This window comes from Pseudomonas sp. LBUM1674 (assembly GCF_059695635.1).
In genome coordinates this window covers 6,985,180-7,002,142 of sequence record NZ_CP166779.1, presented here as the reverse complement: position 1 = coordinate 7,002,142, position 16,963 = coordinate 6,985,180, and the positions used below count along the sequence as shown (strand labels likewise).

Annotated in this window: 14 protein-coding genes; 9 read left to right on the top strand and 5 right to left on the bottom strand. The window is 59.8% G+C overall.

All coding sequences use genetic code 11. The features are described 5' to 3' along the window. Nucleotides 1-54 precede the first annotated feature (54 nt). A complete protein-coding gene (locus ACA067_RS32215; protein ID WP_497462882.1) occupies nt 55-591 on the top strand; it encodes a DUF3299 domain-containing protein in 537 nt (178 codons plus the stop codon). 125 nt (nt 592-716) lie between these two features. On the opposite strand, the gene ACA067_RS32210 is transcribed toward ACA067_RS32215, so the two are convergent. Both ACA067_RS32210 and ACA067_RS32205 read right to left on the bottom strand, forming a co-directional pair. After that, the gene (locus ACA067_RS32210) at nt 717-1,616 is read right to left on the bottom strand and encodes a D-hexose-6-phosphate mutarotase (RefSeq protein ID WP_497460038.1); all 900 of its coding nucleotides are present in this window, start codon (nt 1,614-1,616) and stop codon (nt 717-719) included. Nucleotides 1,617-1,703: 87 nt separating this feature from the next. Beyond that, nucleotides 1,704-2,108 carry an acyl-CoA thioesterase gene (locus tag ACA067_RS32205; protein WP_007896491.1) on the bottom strand — a complete coding sequence of 135 codons (405 nt, stop codon included), beginning with the start codon at nt 2,106-2,108 and terminating at the stop codon, nt 1,704-1,706. A gap of 366 nt (nt 2,109-2,474) precedes the next feature. Here ACA067_RS32205 and ACA067_RS32200 point away from each other — a divergent pair, with 366 nt between their 5' ends. The 8 genes from ACA067_RS32200 (at nt 2,475) to ACA067_RS32165 (ending at nt 13,354) form a co-directional block, all read left to right on the top strand. Continuing rightward, a complete protein-coding gene (locus ACA067_RS32200; protein WP_497460037.1) occupies nt 2,475-3,773 on the top strand; it encodes an MFS transporter in 1,299 nt (432 codons plus the stop codon). A gap of 240 nt (nt 3,774-4,013) precedes the next feature. Next, nucleotides 4,014-5,012: a phosphate ABC transporter substrate-binding protein PstS gene (locus ACA067_RS32195; RefSeq protein WP_497460036.1), complete on the top strand. Its 999-nt coding sequence runs from the start codon at nt 4,014-4,016 to the stop codon at nt 5,010-5,012. Nucleotides 5,013-5,243: 231 nt separating this feature from the next. Further along, complete coding sequence (locus ACA067_RS32190) at nt 5,244-7,526, top strand: ABC transporter permease subunit (protein WP_497460035.1); 2,283 nt, start codon at nt 5,244-5,246, stop codon at nt 7,524-7,526. A gap of 15 nt (nt 7,527-7,541) precedes the next feature. After that, complete coding sequence (pstA, locus tag ACA067_RS32185) at nt 7,542-9,212, top strand: phosphate ABC transporter permease PstA (protein ID WP_497460034.1); 1,671 nt, start codon at nt 7,542-7,544, stop codon at nt 9,210-9,212. A gap of 206 nt (nt 9,213-9,418) precedes the next feature. Then, nucleotides 9,419-10,252, top strand: a complete 834-nt coding sequence (gene pstB, locus ACA067_RS32180; protein WP_008064516.1) for a phosphate ABC transporter ATP-binding protein PstB — start codon at nt 9,419-9,421, stop codon at nt 10,250-10,252. A gap of 120 nt (nt 10,253-10,372) precedes the next feature. After that, nucleotides 10,373-11,134, top strand: a complete 762-nt coding sequence (gene phoU / locus ACA067_RS32175; protein ID WP_154849340.1) for a phosphate signaling complex protein PhoU — start codon at nt 10,373-10,375, stop codon at nt 11,132-11,134. A gap of 166 nt (nt 11,135-11,300) precedes the next feature. After that, nucleotides 11,301-12,221 carry a response regulator gene (locus tag ACA067_RS32170; protein ID WP_497460033.1) on the top strand — a complete coding sequence of 307 codons (921 nt, stop codon included), beginning with the start codon at nt 11,301-11,303 and terminating at the stop codon, nt 12,219-12,221. Nucleotides 12,222-12,457: 236 nt separating this feature from the next. Next, complete coding sequence (locus tag ACA067_RS32165) at nt 12,458-13,354, top strand: peptidoglycan DD-metalloendopeptidase family protein (RefSeq protein WP_497460032.1); 897 nt, start codon at nt 12,458-12,460, stop codon at nt 13,352-13,354. Between the two features lie 42 nt (nt 13,355-13,396). Here ACA067_RS32165 and ACA067_RS32160 read toward each other — a convergent pair whose 3' ends face one another. The 3 genes from ACA067_RS32160 to phoB all read right to left on the bottom strand — a co-directional run bounded on the left by ACA067_RS32160 (nt 13,397) and on the right by phoB (nt 16,917). Further along, on the bottom strand, nt 13,397-14,737 hold the full coding sequence (locus tag ACA067_RS32160; RefSeq protein WP_497460031.1) for a hemolysin family protein: 1,341 nt from the start codon (nt 14,735-14,737) through the stop codon (nt 13,397-13,399). 123 nt (nt 14,738-14,860) lie between these two features. Then, a complete protein-coding gene (gene phoR / locus ACA067_RS32155) occupies nt 14,861-16,147 on the bottom strand; it encodes a phosphate regulon sensor histidine kinase PhoR (protein WP_497462881.1) in 1,287 nt (428 codons plus the stop codon). An 80-nt stretch (nt 16,148-16,227) separates the two neighbouring features. Further along, the gene (gene phoB, locus ACA067_RS32150) at nt 16,228-16,917 is read right to left on the bottom strand and encodes a phosphate regulon transcriptional regulator PhoB (RefSeq protein ID WP_497460030.1); all 690 of its coding nucleotides are present in this window, start codon (nt 16,915-16,917) and stop codon (nt 16,228-16,230) included. Between the last annotated feature and the right edge of the window lie 46 nt (nt 16,918-16,963).

The window sequence follows — 16,963 nt, the reverse complement described above, 5'->3', positions numbered from 1 at the left end:
GGGAGGGCTAGAATGCTCGGCGTTGCACCGTTCTCTCCATTGCCGAGCACCTTCATGCGCCGTCTTTTACTGACTTTCCTATTACTGGGTGCGGGCCTTGCCCATGCCGGCGAACTGCCGGAAACCGACTGGCTCGACCTGATGCCCAAGTCGGACCAGAAAGCCCTCGAGGCCATGCCCGAAATCGACCACGACTCCCCCGAAGCCAATGGCACCTTCACCGAAAAGGGTGGCATGAAGCAGAGCAAAGGCTTGCCGGCGGTGATGTACTCGACCAAAACCGTGCCGTCGATGAACGACAAGAACATCCGCCTCGGCGGTTATCCGGTGCCGCTGGAGTCCGACGCCAAGGGTCACAGCACGCTGTTCTTCCTGGTGCCGTATCCGGGCGCCTGCATCCACGTGCCACCACCGCCGCCTAACCAGTTGGTGCTGGTGCGTTATCCGAAAGGCTTGAAGCTGGATGATATCTACACGCCGTTGTGGGTGACGGGCACGCTGAAGATCGAAAAGGTCAACAACGACCTGGCTGACGCGGCGTATGCGCTGGATGCGGCGAAGGTCAGAGTGGTGGAGGAATCGGACTTGTAGGTGATCAACTGTGGGAGCGAGACCGGCTTGCCGGCGAAAGCGGTGTAACAGTCAACATTGATGTTGGATGTTATGGCCTCTTCGCCGGCAAGCCGGTCTCGCTCCCACATTTTGGTTTTGCGGTGTTACAGAGATTTGCTGCCGATGCTGACACCAAGGGTATGACTCGCCCCTGGCATCAACGTCACCACATCATCCATCACATTCGCCGTCTCAATGCACAGCATGCGCTGCCAGCCATCGTCGGCCATGTCGCTGAACGCCGCGGCACGATCGATCCACGGGTTCCAGATCACCGAGGAGCGCGAACCGCTGCTGGTCAGCTCGATGCGTCGTTCCCAGGCCGGATCGACAATGCTCAGCTTCGCTGGAGTATTGAGATAGATGCGATCGGTCTCGCCAGCAAAACGCAAATCACCGGTCTGACGCACGGTTTTCCAGTCGTCCAGCGTCTCGATATAACTCAAGCCATCCAGGCCTTCGACATGCACGTTGCGCACATCGCTGACCGCGAAATAGCTGTGCAGCGCCTGGCTGATGGTGACTTTGTCGGTGCCTTGGTTATGGCTGGTCAAGCTGATGTGCAGTTGCTCGTCCAGACGAATGCTCAGCTTCAAATCAACCTGGTGCGGCCAGCCTGGCAAGCCACCCTCGGGCCAGGGCAGGAGAAATTCCACTTTCAGGCTCTCGCCTTCAGCTTCGATGCCCCCCAGCTCCCAGTCCATCGCCCGGACCAGCCCATGGGCGGTCGGTGGTTCGCTACTGACGCGCATCGCCTGGACACTCTGCGGGTTGCGCGAAAAATTACCGAACCACGGCCAGCACACCGGCACGCCAGCGCGGATACTTTTGCCGGTCTTGAACACAGCCTCGTCGTTGAGCCAGATCAGCGGCGGCTCGCCGGCCAATTGGTAACTGAGGATGTGCGCACCTTGCTGGGCCACCAGCAATTCGGCCTGCCCGTGGCGGATGCGCCAGCAGTTCAGTTCATCCAGTTTCACGGCTTCAACGTTGGGCGTTGTCATGGAACGGCTCTCGATCAGGAACAATGACTGCTATGGACCGCAAAACGGTCGCCGCGTTTAACGGTTCCTGTTTTACCAGGGCCTTGTTTAACGAGCTCTGGGCGGAACCGAGCGCGTGCGGCCGCTGCCATCGATGGCGACGAACACGAATACCGCTTCGGTCACTTTACGCCATTCACTGGACAACGGATCGTCGCTCCAGACCTCGACCATCATCTGGATCGAGCTGCGGCCGATTTCCAGCGCCTGGGTATAGAAGGAGAGCTGAGCGCCCACCGCTACCGGCACCAGAAACGCCATGCGGTCGATCGCCACGGTGGCCACGCGACCACCTGCAACCTTGCTGGCCATTGCGGTGCCGGCCAAATCCATCTGCGCCACCAGCCAGCCGCCGAAAATGTCGCCAAAGCCGTTGGTTTCACGGGGGAGTGCGGTGATTTGCAGGGCCAGGTCGCCTTGCGGGATTGGATCTTCTTGTTCGAGCTCTATCATGCCGGGGGTGCCTCTGACCCGTAACTCTCATTGGTACTTCAAGGTGAATAGCCGTCTCAAGGAAAAACGATTCAGCCCCGAACATACTACGTTCGTCACGTTTTTCGTAAGGCGCCTAAAGGGAAACTCTGCGAAATCGCCTATGAACCCCGGCAGGCGTTTTCGCACAGCAACCCTTGCAGGTTGTCGCAGGATTGCGAGTATATCGATCGGTAGACTCCGAGACGACCGTCTGGTTCTCATTTTGACCGTCAAATACGCACATCTATATGCTTTTTCGACCAATTTGCTATCGTGCCGGACCTGCCCAAGCCTCCGCCAGCGTTGTTGGGGTTGCAGATCCGACTAGTAAGAGAAGCCCTTGCCATGACCACAGCGCCTTCGAACATCGCGCAGCCCACACAATCGGCACGTCCGTTGACCCGCAGCGACTACAAGACGTTATCGCTTTCGGCCCTGGGCGGCGCGCTGGAGTTCTACGACTTCATCATCTTCGTGTTCTTCGCCACGGTGGTGGGCAAGCTGTTTTTCCCTGCCGACATGCCCGAATGGCTGCGCCTGATGCAGACGTTCGGCATTTTTGCCGCCGGTTACCTGGCGCGGCCGCTGGGTGGCATCGTCATGGCGCACTTCGGCGACCTGCTGGGTCGCAAGAAGATGTTCACGTTGAGCATTTTCATGATGGCGGTGCCGACCCTGATCATGGGTTTGCTGCCCACTTATGCGCAGATCGGCATGTGGGCGCCGATCCTGTTGCTGCTGATGCGGGTGATTCAGGGCGCCGCGATTGGCGGTGAAGTGCCGGGCGCCTGGGTATTCGTCTCCGAACACGTTCCCCAGCGGCACATCGGTTACGCTTGCGGCACGCTGACCAGCGGTCTGACGGCGGGTATTCTGCTGGGCTCATTGGTCGCCACGGCGATTAACAGCCTTTATACCCCGGTGGAGGTCGCGGATTATGCCTGGCGGATTCCGTTCCTGCTGGGCGGTGTGTTCGGCCTGTTCTCGGTTTATCTGCGTCGCTGGCTCCACGAGACCCCTGTGTTTGCCGAGCTGCAACTGCGCAAGGCGCTGGCTGAAGAAGTGCCGCTGCGCGCGGTGTTGCGCGACCATCGCGGTGCGATCCTGATTTCCATGCTGCTGACCTGGCTGTTGTCCGCCGCCATCGTGGTGTTGATTCTGATGACGCCAACCGTGTTGCAGACTGTCTACCACTTCTCTGCGACCACGGCGCTGCAAGCCAATAGCCTGGCGATCGTGTTTCTGAGCTTCGGCTGCATCATCGCCGGCGCACTGTCGGATCGGTTCGGCGCAGGCCGGGTCTTCGTGTTCGGCTGTACGGCGCTATTGATCAGTTCCTGGACCTTCTACCACAGCCTGGCCGCGCATCCCGACTGGCTGTTCCCGCTGTACGCCCTGACCGGCCTGCTGGTCGGCACCATCGGCGCCGTGCCCTACGTCATGGTCAAAGCCTTCCCACCGGTGGTGCGCTTCAGTGGCCTGTCGTTTTCCTACAACGTCGCCTATGCAATCTTTGGTGGCCTGACGCCGATGATCGTCAGTCTGCTGCTCAAGGAAAGCCCGATGGGGCCGGCCTATTACGTGGCGGTACTTTGCGGTGTGGGGATTGTGGTGGGTGGGTATCTCTGGAAGAAGGGGCGCTAAGCCGACTTTTTGTACCGATCATTCCCACGCTCTGCGTGGGAATGCATCCCGTGACGCTCCGCGTCACATCCCAAAGCGGACGCAGAGCGTCCATGGCGGCATTCCCACGCGGAGCGTGGGAATGATCTGTCGTTACATGCTGGCCTTTCATCCAATTGTCATATTTCAGCCATAGAGTGTTCACACGGCCTGCTGATACTTGGCCCCGACTTAACACACCCTATCTGCTAGGAGTAAGGCATGAAACTGAAGCGTTTGATGGCGGCAATGACTTTTGTCGCTGCTGGCGTTGCGACTGCCAACGCGTTCGCCGCTGTTGACCCTGCGATCCCGAGCTACACCAAGACCACTGGTGTATCGGGCAACCTGTCCAGCGTCGGCTCCGATACCCTGGCCAACCTCATGACCCTGTGGGCTGAGAACTACAAAAAAGAATACCCGAACGTAAACATCCAGATTCAGGCTGCCGGTTCTTCTACCGCACCACCTGCGCTGACTGAAGGCACCGCTAACCTGGGCCCGATGAGTCGCAAAATGAAGGACAACGAGCTGCAAGCCTTCGAAACCAAATACGGCTACAAGCCAACCGCTATCCCGGTCGCAGTGGATGCCCTGGCTGTGTTTGTGCACAAGGACAACCCGATCCAGCACCTGACCATGGAACAAGTTGACGCGATCTTCTCGTCCACTCGTCTGTGCGGTGCTAAAGCCGACGTCAAAACCTGGGGCGACCTGGGCGTGACCGGCGACCTGGCCAACAAGCCGGTTCAACTGTTCGGTCGTAACTCGGTATCCGGTACCTACGGGTACTTCAAAGAAGAAGCCCTGTGCAAAGGCGACTACAAGCCAAACGTTAACGAACAACCAGGCTCGGCTTCGGTCGTGCAGTCGATCAGCTCCTCGCTGAACGGCGTCGGTTACTCGGGCATCGGCTACAAGACCGCCAGCGTGAAGACCGTGGCCCTGGCCAAGAAAGGCAGCACTGAGTTCATCGAAGACACCGAAGAAAACGCCCTGAACGGCAAATACCCGCTGTCGCGCTTCCTCTACGTTTACGTCAACAAAGCACCGAACAAGCCTCTGGCCCCGCTGGAAGCCGAGTTCGTGAAACTGATTCTGTCCAAGCAGGGTCAGGAAGTTGTGGTGAAAGACGGCTACATCCCGCTGCCAGCCAAGGTTGCTGCAAAAGCACTGGCTGACCTGGGCCTGCAGGAAGGTAACAACGTAGTAAAAAAGTAAAACCCTAGGTCCGGGGTCAACCCCGGGCCTGCGTAGGAGCTGTCGAGGGAACTGAGGCTGCGATCTTTTGATCTGGCTTCCAACCGCAAGATCAAAAGATCGCAGCCTCGGTTCCCTCGACAGCTCCTACGCCCCCCAATTTTCTGTCCGCTGCCGGTTCCCACAGGCGGCGGATTTGTTGCGTCACTGCACTGTCATCTTTCTGTCATACAGGATCGCTAGGGTGTGCGAATGAATGATCTGGCCACTTCCCCCATGACTACAAATCCCCCCAAGCGAATTGACTTCAATACGCCTGAGTTGCAACGCAAGCGCCGTATTCGTGCGCTCAAAGATCGCCTGACCCGCTGGTACGTCCTTGTTGGCGGCCTCGCTGTCCTGGGCGCGATCACGCTGATCTTCTTCTTCCTCGGCTATGTCGTCCTACCCCTGTTCCAGGGCGCCGACCTGACCGCCAAAGACACCATCACCCCTGCCTGGATGCAAGACGCCGGCAAGCCATTGATGATCTCCCTGGAAGAACAGAACCAGGTCGCCATGCGGGTTTCCGACAAAGGGCAGGCACTGTTCTTCGACATCGACAGTGGCGCCGAACTCAAGCGCGTCGAGCTGCCGGTCCCGGCTGGTACCAGCGTGACGAGTATCGGTGAAGACCAGCCCGGTCAGCCGCTGGTAGCCGTGGGCTTTTCCAACGGCCAGGCTTTAGTGTTCCGTCACACCTATAAAGTCAGCTACCCGGACGGCAAGAAGACCATCTCGCCGGCCATCGAGTACCCGTATGGCGAAGCCCCGATTACGCTGAACGAGGCCGGCGGTGCGCTGGAGCACGTCAGCCTCAACGCCACCGATACGACCTTGATGCTGGTCGGTTCCAGCGGTTCGCAACTCAATGTGTTGTCGCTGACCAGCGAAGAAAACATGATGACCGGCGAAATCACCAGCGAGCAGAAGCGCATCGATCTGCCGCAGATGACCGAGCCGGTGAAGAACATCTTCGTTGACCCGCGCCAGCAGTGGTTGTACGTGATTAACGGTCGTGCGCAAGCCGATGTGTTCAGCCTGCGCGACAAGAGCCTCAACGGTCGTTACAAGCTGCTTGAAAACGGCGATGCCGAAATCACCGCCAGCACCCAACTGGTGGGCGGTATTTCGCTGATACTCGGTGACTCCAAGGGCGGTCTGGCCCAATGGTTCATGGCGCGCGATCCTGATGGCGAATCGCGTCTGAAGCAGATCCGTACCTTCCAGATGGGCACCACGCCGATCGTTGAAATCACCGCCGAAGAACGTCGCAAAGGCTTCATCGCCCTCGACGCCTCCGGCAAGCTCGGGGTATTCCACAGTACTGCGCACCGCACGTTGCTGGTGGATCAGGTGGTCGAAGGCCAAGGGATCTTTGGTCTTTCGCCACGGGCCAACCGGGTGATCGTGGAAGCAGGCGGCAAGATTCAACCGTTGCTGCTGGAGAATCCGCACCCGGAGGTTTCCTGGAGCGCGCTGTGGAGCAAGGTCTGGTACGAGAACTACGACGAGCCTAAATACGTCTGGCAATCGACCGCCGCGAACACCGATTTCGAACCAAAGTTGAGCCTGGCGCCCCTGACCTTCGGTACATTGAAGGCAGCGTTCTACGCCATGCTGCTGGCCGCGCCACTGGCTGTTGCCGCTGCAATCTACACCGCGTATTTCATGGCCCCGGGTATGCGCCGCAAGGTCAAGCCGGTGATCGAGCTGATGGAAGCCATGCCGACGGTGATCCTCGGTTTCTTCGCTGGCCTGTTCCTCGCACCCTATGTGGAAGGGCACCTGCCGGGCATCTTCAGCCTGCTGATGCTGTTGCCGATCGGCATTCTGGTGGCGGGTTTCGTCTTCAGTCGCCTGCCTGAATCCATCCGCCTGAAAGTGCCGGACGGTTGGGAAAGCGCGATTCTGATCCCGGTGATCCTGTTCGTTGGCTGGTTGTCGCTGTACATGAGCCCGTACATGGAAACCTGGTTCTTCGGCGGCGACATGCGCATGTGGATCTCCCACGACCTGGGCATCACCTACGACCAGCGCAACGCACTGGTGGTCGGTCTGGCCATGGGCTTCGCGGTGATCCCGAACATCTACTCCATCGCCGAAGACGCCGTATTCAGCGTGCCTCGCGGCCTGACCCTCGGTTCCCTGGCCCTTGGCGCCACGCCGTGGCAGACCATGACTCGCGTGGTGATCCTCACCGCCAGCCCGGGCATCTTCTCGGCGCTGATGATCGGCATGGGCCGTGCGGTCGGTGAAACCATGATCGTGCTGATGGCCACCGGGAACACCCCGGTCATGGAAATGAACCTGTTCGAAGGCCTGCGCACCCTGGCCGCCAACGTCGCAGTGGAAATGCCGGAGTCGGAAGTCGGCGGCAGCCACTACCGTGTGCTGTTCCTCTCGGCGCTGGTGTTGCTGCTGTTCACCTTCGTCATGAACACCCTCGCGGAGCTGATTCGTCAGCGTCTGCGCAAGAAATACTCGTCGCTTTAAGAAAGGTAGAAGTCTGTGAAACAGAACTCCCTGAATGGATGGTTCAAGAGCGGCGCCCCTGGCGTCTGGATCAGCGGTGGCGCGGTGTCCATCGCGGTCATCATGACCATAGGCCTGCTCGCGGTGATTGCCGTACGCGGCCTGGGTCACTTCTGGCCGGCGGACCTGATCCACGCCAGTTACGACGTGCCCGGTCAGGCTAATCACCTCGTCATCGGCGAAGTGGTACAGAAAGAACAAGTCCCGCGTGAGCGCCTCAAAAGCGCCGGCCTGCCGGTGCCCGATCAGGGCCCGGAGTTCATGACCCGCGAGCTGATCAAGGTCGGCAACCGTGACTTGAACGGCAACGACTTTACCTGGATCGTCGGCGAGTGGCTGACGAACCAGAAGACGCCGCCGGAGCTGATGGCCGTTGAACGTCGCGAGTGGGGCAACTTCTACGGCTACCTGGTCAACGTCAAACAGGACGGCAAGGTCATCGCGGAAGGCGAGGCCGCGTGGCCTGAGTTGCAGGCCCGTGTCGCTCGCGTCAACCAGCTCGCGGCACAACTCAAGACCCTGGAGAAGTCCGATATCGGCGCGATCAACGCCGGCCTCGAACGTATCCGCCTGCACGGTCGCAAACTGGAACTGGCTGGCCAGCTCGACGCCACCGCACAAGCGGACATGGAGTCGGAGCGCGCCGAGCTGAACGCGCGTTATCAGGACATCGAAGCGCGTCTTGCCGACTTGCACGCCCAGTTCAACCGCGACAGCCTGACGGCTCGCGATGCCAACGGCAAAGAGCTCGAAATCGGCATCGGCAAAGTGGTCCATGCCTATCAGCCGAACGCCATGGGTACCTTCACCAAGATTGGCTTCTATTTCAGCAAGGTCTGGGAATTCCTCAGCGACGACCCGCGTGAAGCGAACACCGAAGGCGGGATCTTCCCGGCGATTTTCGGCACCGTGATGATGACCCTGATCATGGCGATGATCGTGACGCCGTTCGGCGTGCTGGCGGCGGTTTACTTGCGTGAATATGCCAAGCAGAACGCCTTGACCCGGATTATCCGCATCGCGGTGAACAACCTGGCGGGTGTTCCGGCCATCGTTTACGGTGTGTTCGGTCTGGGCTTCTTCGTTTATGTGCTGGGCGGCTCGGTCGACCGGTTGTTCTTCCCTGAAGCACTGCCGGCGCCGACCTTCGGTACGCCGGGCCTGCTCTGGGCTTCGCTGACCCTGGCACTGCTGGCGGTGCCGGTGGTGATCGTGGCCACCGAAGAAGGCCTTGCGCGGATTCCTCGCACCGTGCGTGAAGGCTCGTTGGCCCTCGGTGCGACCAAGGCCGAAACCTTGTGGAAGATCGTGCTGCCGATGGCCAGCCCGGCGATGATGACCGGCATGATCCTCGCCGTGGCGCGCGCCGCGGGTGAAGTGGCGCCGCTGATGCTGGTGGGTGTGGTGAAACTGGCGCCGTCGCTGCCGCTGGACGGCAACTACCCGTACTTGCACCTGGATCAGAAGATCATGCACCTGGGCTTCCATATTTATGACGTCGGCTTCCAGAGCCCGAACGTCGAAGCCGCACGGCCGCTGGTGTACGCCACAGCGCTGCTGCTGGTGCTGGTGATCGCCACGTTGAACCTGTCGGCCGTCTACATCCGTAACCACCTGCGCGAAAAATACAAAGCATTGGATAGTTAAATTTATAAGTCGGCGCGGCCCCTTGTGGGAGCTGGCTTGCCTGCGATGCAGACGACGCGGTCTATCAGTAACACCGCAGTGATGCCATCGCAGGCAAGCCAGTTCCCACAGGGACCGGCGTCAGACACAGATTTTGGGTAATCCGCCGGCCCGGTCACCAGGCCAGCGACCAACCGAACCGAATTTGTCAGCACAGGGAGCCTCCCATGCAGCACGAAGCACATACCCACGGCATCAACATGTCCGCCCTGGGCCGCGACAAGCAGAGCCTGAGCCTCGAGCAGGAAACCGTAGCCATCGAAGTGCCGGGCCTGAGCCTGTTCTACGGCGACAAACAAGCGCTGTACGACGTCAGCATGAATATTCCGAAACAGCGCGTGACCGCCTTCATCGGCCCGTCCGGTTGCGGCAAGTCCACGCTGCTGCGCACCTTCAACCGCATGAACGACCTGGTCGACGGCTGCCGGGTAGAAGGCGCCATCAACCTGTACGGCAACAACATCTACCGTAAGGGCGAAGACGTGGCCGAACTGCGTCGTCGCGTCGGCATGGTGTTCCAGAAGCCGAACCCGTTTCCGAAAACCATCTATGAAAACGTGGTTTACGGGTTGCGCATTCAGGGCATCAACAAGAAACGCGTGCTCGACGAAGCCGTTGAATGGGCATTGAAAGGCGCGGCGTTGTGGGACGAAGTCAAAGACCGCCTGCACGAATCGGCACTCGGCCTGTCCGGTGGTCAGCAGCAACGTCTGGTGATCGCGCGCACCATCGCCGTGGAACCGGAAGTGCTGCTGCTCGACGAACCGTGCTCGGCACTCGACCCGATCTCCACGCTCAAAGTCGAAGAGCTGATCTACGAACTGAAATCGAAGTTCACCATTGTTATCGTGACCCACAACATGCAGCAGGCCGCGCGGGTTTCCGACTACACGGCGTTCATGTACATGGGCAAACTGGTGGAATTCGGCGACACCGACACCCTGTTCACCAATCCGGCGAAGAAGCAGACCGAGGACTACATTACCGGTCGCTATGGCTAGCAGGGCAGCCGCACGCATCAAGCTGCAAGCGGCAAGAAAAGAAGTGTGCGATACCAGGACTTATACATAACTGCTTGAAGCTTGCAGCTTGAAGCTTGCAACTTTCGCGGAGCGAAACAGATGATTAGTAAAGAAGGCCTTACCCATCACATCTCTGCGCAGTTCAACGCCGAGCTCGAGGAAGTGCGCAGCCACCTCCTGGCCATGGGCGGGCTGGTGGAAAAGCAGGTCAACGACGCGGTCACCGCGCTGATCGAGGCCGACTCCGGCCTGGCCCAGCAAGTTCGCGAGATCGACGACCAGATCAACCAGATGGAACGCAACATCGACGAAGAATGCCTGCGCATCCTGGCCCGTCGTCAGCCGGCGGCGTCGGATTTGCGCCTGATCATCAGCATCTCCAAATCGGTGATCGACCTCGAGCGCATCGGTGACGAAGCGACCAAGATCGCCCGTCGCGCCATTCAATTGTGCGAAGAAGGCGAAGCGCCACGCGGTTACGTCGAAGTGCGCCACATCGGCGACCAGGTGCGCAACATGGTTCGCGACGCACTGGACGCGTTTGCCCGTTTCGACGCCGACCTGGCGTTGTCGGTGGCGCAGTACGACAAAATCATCGACCGCGAATACAAGACGGCATTGCGCGAGCTCGCCACCTACATGATGGAAGACCCACGTTCTATCTCGCGGGTCTTGAGCATTATCTGGGTGCTGCGTTCGCTGGAGCGGATCGGCGACCATGCGCGCAACATCTCGGAACTGGTGATTTACCTGGTGCGCGGCACCGACGTGCGTCACCTGGGCCTCAAGCGCATGAAAGAAGAAGTTGAAGGTATCAGTGGCGAAACCGCTAATGTTCCGGGCAAAGCTGACGATAAGTAAGATGACCCGAGAAAAGCGCCCGGCCCTTTGGCCGGGCGTTTTTGTTTGTGGTGTATCTATTTGAAGCAGCGCCCCGCGAACGAAAAGTCCCGGCGTGACTGAAGGTTTCTGGCAGTGTGCCGTCAGCGAAGCGCGATGCCTGCCGGGATTTTTAAAGGGGTGGTGGATGAGTAAGGTCAGTGTATTGGTCGTGGACGACGCGTCGTTCATTCGTGACCTGGTGAAGAAGTGCCTGCGCAACTACTTCCCGGGCATCCGCATCGAAGAGGCGGTCAACGGCAGGAAAGCTCAGTCTCTGCTGGCACGGGAGACGTTCGACCTCGTGCTGTGCGACTGGGAAATGCCGGAAATGTCCGGCCTGGAACTGCTGACCTGGTGCCGCGAGCAGGACAACCTCAAGACCCTGCCATTCATGATGGTGACCAGTCGCGGCGACAAAGAGAACGTCGTCCAGGCGATCCAGGCCGGCGTTTCCGGTTACGTCAGCAAACCCTTCACCAACGAGCAGTTGGTGACCAAGGTCAAGCAGGCACTGAACAAGGTCGGCAAGCTCGATACCTTGATGAACAGCGTGCCGAGCAAAATGAATTCGGCCTTCGGTAATGATTCCCTGAATGCGTTGACGGGCGGCAAGGCCGCTGTGGTCGTACCATCTGCCGTCGCCGCTGCGCCGGCTGCGGCTACCTTCGGGTCTCGCGGCCTGCTCAACAGCCCGCCGGTCAAGGCGCCAGCGTCCTCAGCACCCGGCGGCGGTCGCGGCCAGGGCCAACTGCGTTTACCCAATGGCAATGCGCAGTGTGTGATCAAGGCCTTGAGCCTCAGGGAAGCACTGCTGGTGGTCAAGCGCACCGACACCCTGCCGCAAGTCCTCGACAGTGCCGTGCTCGATCTGGAACAAGGCGACAACGCTGAAACCGCCCGCCTGAACGGCTACCTGCACGCCATCGTCGCCCACGAGCAAAAGCCCGACAGCGAATGGTTGCAGCTGACCTTCCGCTTTGTCGATCAGGATGCGCAGAAGCTGGACTACATCTCTCGGTTGATTGCGCGTGGGACGGCGCATAAGCATTTCATACCGGGCGCGTAATCTTCATCGTCTGTCAGGCCGCCTTCGCGAGCAGGCTCGCTCCCACATTTGATCGGAGTCGGTCCATATTTAAGTGATCGACACATAACCAGTGTGGGAGCGGGCTTGCTCGCGAAGGGGCCATCACCTACACCACACATCCGTCGGGCTGCCCATTTTGAAACATCTGCCCACTACCCGGGTCCATTGCAGCTGCTAGGCTCATCCCCCAGGCCTTACTCGACAGAATCTTGCCCATGCTCGCGCGACTGCTGTTTTTCTGTGGTCTTTTCCTGGCCTCCACCTCGGCTGTGGCCATTACGATCTACAAGACCAAAGACGCCAATGGCGTGGTCTCCTACAGCGACCGCCCCACGCAGGGCGCCCAGGTGTTCGTTTTTCGCGATCGCATGGTCGAGCACCTCGAGCGTCAGGTGTACCTCGATATCAAGAAGCAGAAGGGCATGGATAGCGTGTTCGTGCGCAACGATCTGTATGCCCCGGTCGAGATCGAGCTGAGTTTCGCCGGATTGAAGAACGTCAGTGGTGCACCGAGTCGTCCGATCCGCCGGGTGATGCCGGCTCGCAGCAACATTCGCTTGGCGCTACTCACGGCTACTCAGGCCGGGAGGCCTCTGGCGTATACCCCAAGGTTCCAGTATTCCCTGGGCGACCCCTCAGGAGCCGCCATGGCCTATCGTTATCCGTTGCCCTGGCGTGGCGGGCCGTTTCGCTTGAGCCAGGGGGCGAATGGTCAATACAGTCACTTCGGTGCCAAGAGCCGTTACGCCATGGACATCGCCATGCCTGAAGGCACGCCGATCATCGCGGCTCGGGGCGGGGTGGTGGTGAAAACCGAAAACAGTCAGACCGGGCGCGGCACCGATCCATCAGGCAATTTCGTGCGGGTGCTGCACGATGACGGGACCATGGGCGTGTACCTGCACCTCAAGCAAGGTTCGGTGAGCGTTCGCGAGGGGCAACGGGTCGGAGTGGGGAGTGCGTTGGCGCTGTCGGGCAATACCGGCAACAGCAGCGGACCGCATTTGCATTTCGTGGTGCAGCGCAATACCGGGTTGGGACTGGTGTCGATTCCGTACCAGTTCAATCAGCCGGTGGGGGCGTTGCCCAACTTTGCGTTGGGCAAGCAGTGAGCTTCTAAAAGCAAGGGATCAATGCGGTCTACCGCATTGCAATCAATCGAGCATCAACACCTTCGCCAGCACGATCTTCGGCCCTTTCATCTTCTTGATGATGATCCGCAAACCTTCGACTTCCAGCACTTCTTCCTCTTCCGGTACCCGTTTCAGGGTTTCGTAGATCAACCCGGCGAGGGTTTCGGCTTCGATGTGGTCCAGGTCGATGCCCAGCAACCGTTCAACCTTGAACAGCGGTGTATCGCCCCGCACCAGCAGCTTGCCCGGCTGGTAAGCGAGGATCCCGCGTTCCGCCTTGCGGTGTTCATCCTGGATATCGCCCACCAGCACTTCCAGCACGTCTTCCATGGTCAGGTAGCCGATGATGTTGCCATCGGCTTCTTCGACCACGGCGAAGTGCGAGCCACCCTTGCGGAATTGCTCCAGCAACTGCGACAGCGGCAAGTGGCGCGACACGCGCTCCAGTGGCCGAGTGAGTTCGGCGAGGTTGAACGACTCGGGAATGTGGTCCAGGGCCGCCAGTTCCAGCAGCAGATCCTTGATGTGCAACAGGCCGACGAATTCCTGACGATCGCTGTCGTACACCGGATAACGGCTGAATTTGTGGCGACGGAACATCGCCAGGATTTCCTTGAGCGGCGCGTTGAACTCCAGTGTCACCAGGTCTTCCCGGGAGTTGGCCCAGTCGACCACTTCCAGCTCGCCCATTTCCACAGCCGAAGCCAAGACGCGCATGCCTTGGTCGCTCGGGTCCTGGCCACGGCTGGAGTGCAGGATCAGCTTCAGTTCTTCGCGGCTGTAATGGTGCTCGTGATGCGGGCCGGGTTCACCCTGGCCGGCGATCCGCAGGATCGTGTTGGCGCTGGCGTTGAGCAGGTAAATGGCCGGGTACATGGCCCAGTAGAACAGGTACAGCGGCACCGCGGTCCACAGCGACAGCAGCTCGGGTTTGCGGATGGCCCAGGATTTCGGCGCCAGCTCACCGACCACGATGTGCAGGTACGAAATGATGAAGAATGCCGTAAAGAACGACACACCTTTGACCACTTCGGCGGACTCTACGCCAACGGCACTCAGGACCGGCTCGAGAATGTGCGCGAACGCAGGCTCACCGACCCAGCCAAGGCCCAGGGAGGCGAGGGTAATGCCCAATTGGCAGGCCGAGAGGTACGCATCGAGCTGACTATGAACGGTACGCAGGATGTGTCCGCGCCAGCCGTTCTTTTCAGCGATGGCCTCGACCCGGGTCGAGCGCAATTTGACCATGGCGAATTCCGCTGCAACGAAAAAGCCGTTGAGCAAAACCAGGATCAGAGCAAAAAGAATCATGCCGAAATCGGCGAAGAGTGTCGCGAGGGTCAAGCCAGGGGATGGGTCCATGATGGAGTTTTGCAGGTTCCGTGGATTCGAAAAGGGGATGGATGCGGAGCCTGAAAGGCAGGCACAAGTCAGCCAATGTAGCGGCTGACCGGTCGATTGCCTAGTGGCGCGTGCTGGCCGGTATCAGTCGGCGGCGCTGATGACCCGGGATTTACTGACCTGGGCCGGCGCAAAGTGGCAGGTAAAAGTGCTGCCATGACCCGGCACGCTGCTGATTTCCATCCGCGCACGGTGACGCAGCAGTACGTGTTTGACGATTGCCAGCCCGAGCCCGGTGCCGCCGGTGTTGGAGTTGCGGCTGGAGTCGACGCGGTAGAAACGTTCGGTCAGGCGTGGCAGGTGTTTGCTGTCGATGCCGATCCCGGAGTCCTGCACACTCAGGTGCGCGCCTTGTTCATCGCCCCACCAGCGAATGCGAATATTGCCGTTGGCCGGGGTGTATTTCACCGCGTTGAACACCAGATTGGAAAACGCACTGCGCAACTCGGCTTCGCTGCCCTTGAGCAAAATGGTCGGATCGGCTTCCAGCGTGATGCTCTGGTTTTTCTGGCCCGATAGCTGTTGAGCATCGCTCTTTATCGATTGCAGCAAGCCGTCGATGGCCACCGGCTGGTTGTCCGATGGGTAATCGGTGGCTTCCAGTTTGGCCAGCAATAGCAAGTCGTTGAGCAAGGTTTGCATGCGCCCGCCTTGCTGCTGCATTTGCTGCAAGGCGCGGGACCAGCGCGGGTTCACTTCCTCGACATTGTCGAGCAGGGTTTCCAGATAACCGCAGATCACCGTCAGCGGCGTGCGCAGCTCGTGGGAGACGTTGGCGATGAAGTCTTTGCGCATCTGTTCCAGCTGATGGATGCGTGTCACATCGCGCACCAGCATCAGGTGTTCGTTGTTGCCATAGCGGGTGATGTACAGCTGGATGCGCAGGCGATCGTTGATCGGCGACGGGATTTCCAGCGGCTCGGCGTAACTGTCCTGCTCAAAGTATTCCTTGAAGCGCGGATGGCGCACCAGGTTGGTCACCGGCTGACCGCTGTCCTGTGGCGTCTTGAGGCCGAGCAGGGTTTCGGCGGCGCGGTTCCACCATTCGAGGTTGCCGTCGCTGTCGAGCATGATCACCGCGTCTTTCAATGCAGCGGTGGATTCCTGAACCCGGTCGATCACCGCTTGCAGGCGCCCGCGAACCCGTTGGTCGCGGCGTTGCAGGTGGTAGATGCTGTCGAACACCTCACCCCACAGGCCATAGCCGTCGGGCGGCGCTTCGTCGGGTTTGTGCAGGCGCAGCCATTCGTGCAGACGCAGCAGTTGCTTGAGGGTCCAGGCCAGGTACAGGCCCAAGCCCGCGGCGAGGCTCCAGCCGTAGTAGCCGGATATCAGGCCGATCACCAGGCAGGCGGTGACCAGCAGCAGCATGTGGCGGATCAGGGTGCCATGCCAGTTTTGGTTCACTAAAAGCGCGTCCTTGTCAGCTTGTCGGTCGGGAACAGTCCGGATCAGGCTTTGGTAGAAAACCGGTAGCCGGTGCCGCGCACGGTTTGTACCAGATTTTCATAGGCATCACCGAGGGCTTTGCGCAGGCGGCGGATATGCACGTCGACGGTGCGCTCTTCGACATAGACGTTGCCGCCCCAGACCTGGTCCAGCAGCTGACCGCGGGTGTAGGCGCGTTCCTGGTGAGTCATGAAAAACTGCAGCAGACGGTATTCGGTCGGGCCCATCTCGGCGGGTTTGCCGTCGATGGTCACGCGATGGCTGATCGGGTCCAGCAGCAGGCCGCCGATTTCGATTGGCGATTCACCGTCGGTAGGCCCGGCACGGCGCAACACGGCCTTGAGGCGCGCCACCAGCTCGCGTGGGGAAAAGGGTTTGGTGATGTAGTCATCGGCGCCGACTTCCAGGCCCTGGATCTTGTTGTCCTCTTCGCCCTTGGCGGTGAGCATGATGATCGGGATGTCCCCGGTCAGCTCATCGCGCTTGAGGCGTCGGGCCAGTTCGATACCGGACGTGCCCGGCAGCATCCAGTCCAGCAGAATCAGATCCGGCTTGCGGTCGACGATGATGGCATGGGCCTGCTGCGAGTTCTCCGCCTCCATGCAATCGTAGCCGGCCATTTCCAACGCAACGGCGATCATTTCGCGAATGGGTGCTTCGTCGTCGACGATCAGAATGCTCCTGCCAACCATGCGTTATTCCTCTTGTCATTTAACTGTCTTGCGCCGCATTAGATAA

Excerpts from the sequence above, each read along its gene's own strand:
- phoU (WP_154849340.1), top strand. The coding sequence starts at position 10,373 with ATGATTAGTAAAGAAGGCCTTACCCATCACATCTCTGCGCAGTTCAAC.
- ACA067_RS32190 (WP_497460035.1), top strand. The coding sequence starts at position 5,244 with ATGAATGATCTGGCCACTTCCCCCATGACTACAAATCCCCCCAAGCGA.
- pstB (WP_008064516.1), top strand. The coding sequence starts at position 9,419 with ATGCAGCACGAAGCACATACCCACGGCATCAACATGTCCGCCCTGGGC.
- ACA067_RS32170 (WP_497460033.1), top strand. The coding sequence starts at position 11,301 with ATGAGTAAGGTCAGTGTATTGGTCGTGGACGACGCGTCGTTCATTCGT.
- ACA067_RS32205 (WP_007896491.1), bottom strand. The coding sequence starts at position 2,108 with ATGATAGAGCTCGAACAAGAAGATCCAATCCCGCAAGGCGACCTGGCC.
- ACA067_RS32160 (WP_497460031.1), bottom strand. The coding sequence starts at position 14,737 with ATGGACCCATCCCCTGGCTTGACCCTCGCGACACTCTTCGCCGATTTC.
- phoR (WP_497462881.1), bottom strand. The coding sequence starts at position 16,147 with ATGCTGCTGCTGGTCACCGCCTGCCTGGTGATCGGCCTGATATCCGGC.
- ACA067_RS32165 (WP_497460032.1), top strand. The coding sequence starts at position 12,458 with ATGCTCGCGCGACTGCTGTTTTTCTGTGGTCTTTTCCTGGCCTCCACC.
- ACA067_RS32210 (WP_497460038.1), bottom strand. The coding sequence starts at position 1,616 with ATGACAACGCCCAACGTTGAAGCCGTGAAACTGGATGAACTGAACTGC.
- ACA067_RS32195 (WP_497460036.1), top strand. The coding sequence starts at position 4,014 with ATGAAACTGAAGCGTTTGATGGCGGCAATGACTTTTGTCGCTGCTGGC.
- phoB (WP_497460030.1), bottom strand. The coding sequence starts at position 16,917 with ATGGTTGGCAGGAGCATTCTGATCGTCGACGACGAAGCACCCATTCGC.
- ACA067_RS32200 (WP_497460037.1), top strand. The coding sequence starts at position 2,475 with ATGACCACAGCGCCTTCGAACATCGCGCAGCCCACACAATCGGCACGT.
- ACA067_RS32215 (WP_497462882.1), top strand. The coding sequence starts at position 55 with ATGCGCCGTCTTTTACTGACTTTCCTATTACTGGGTGCGGGCCTTGCC.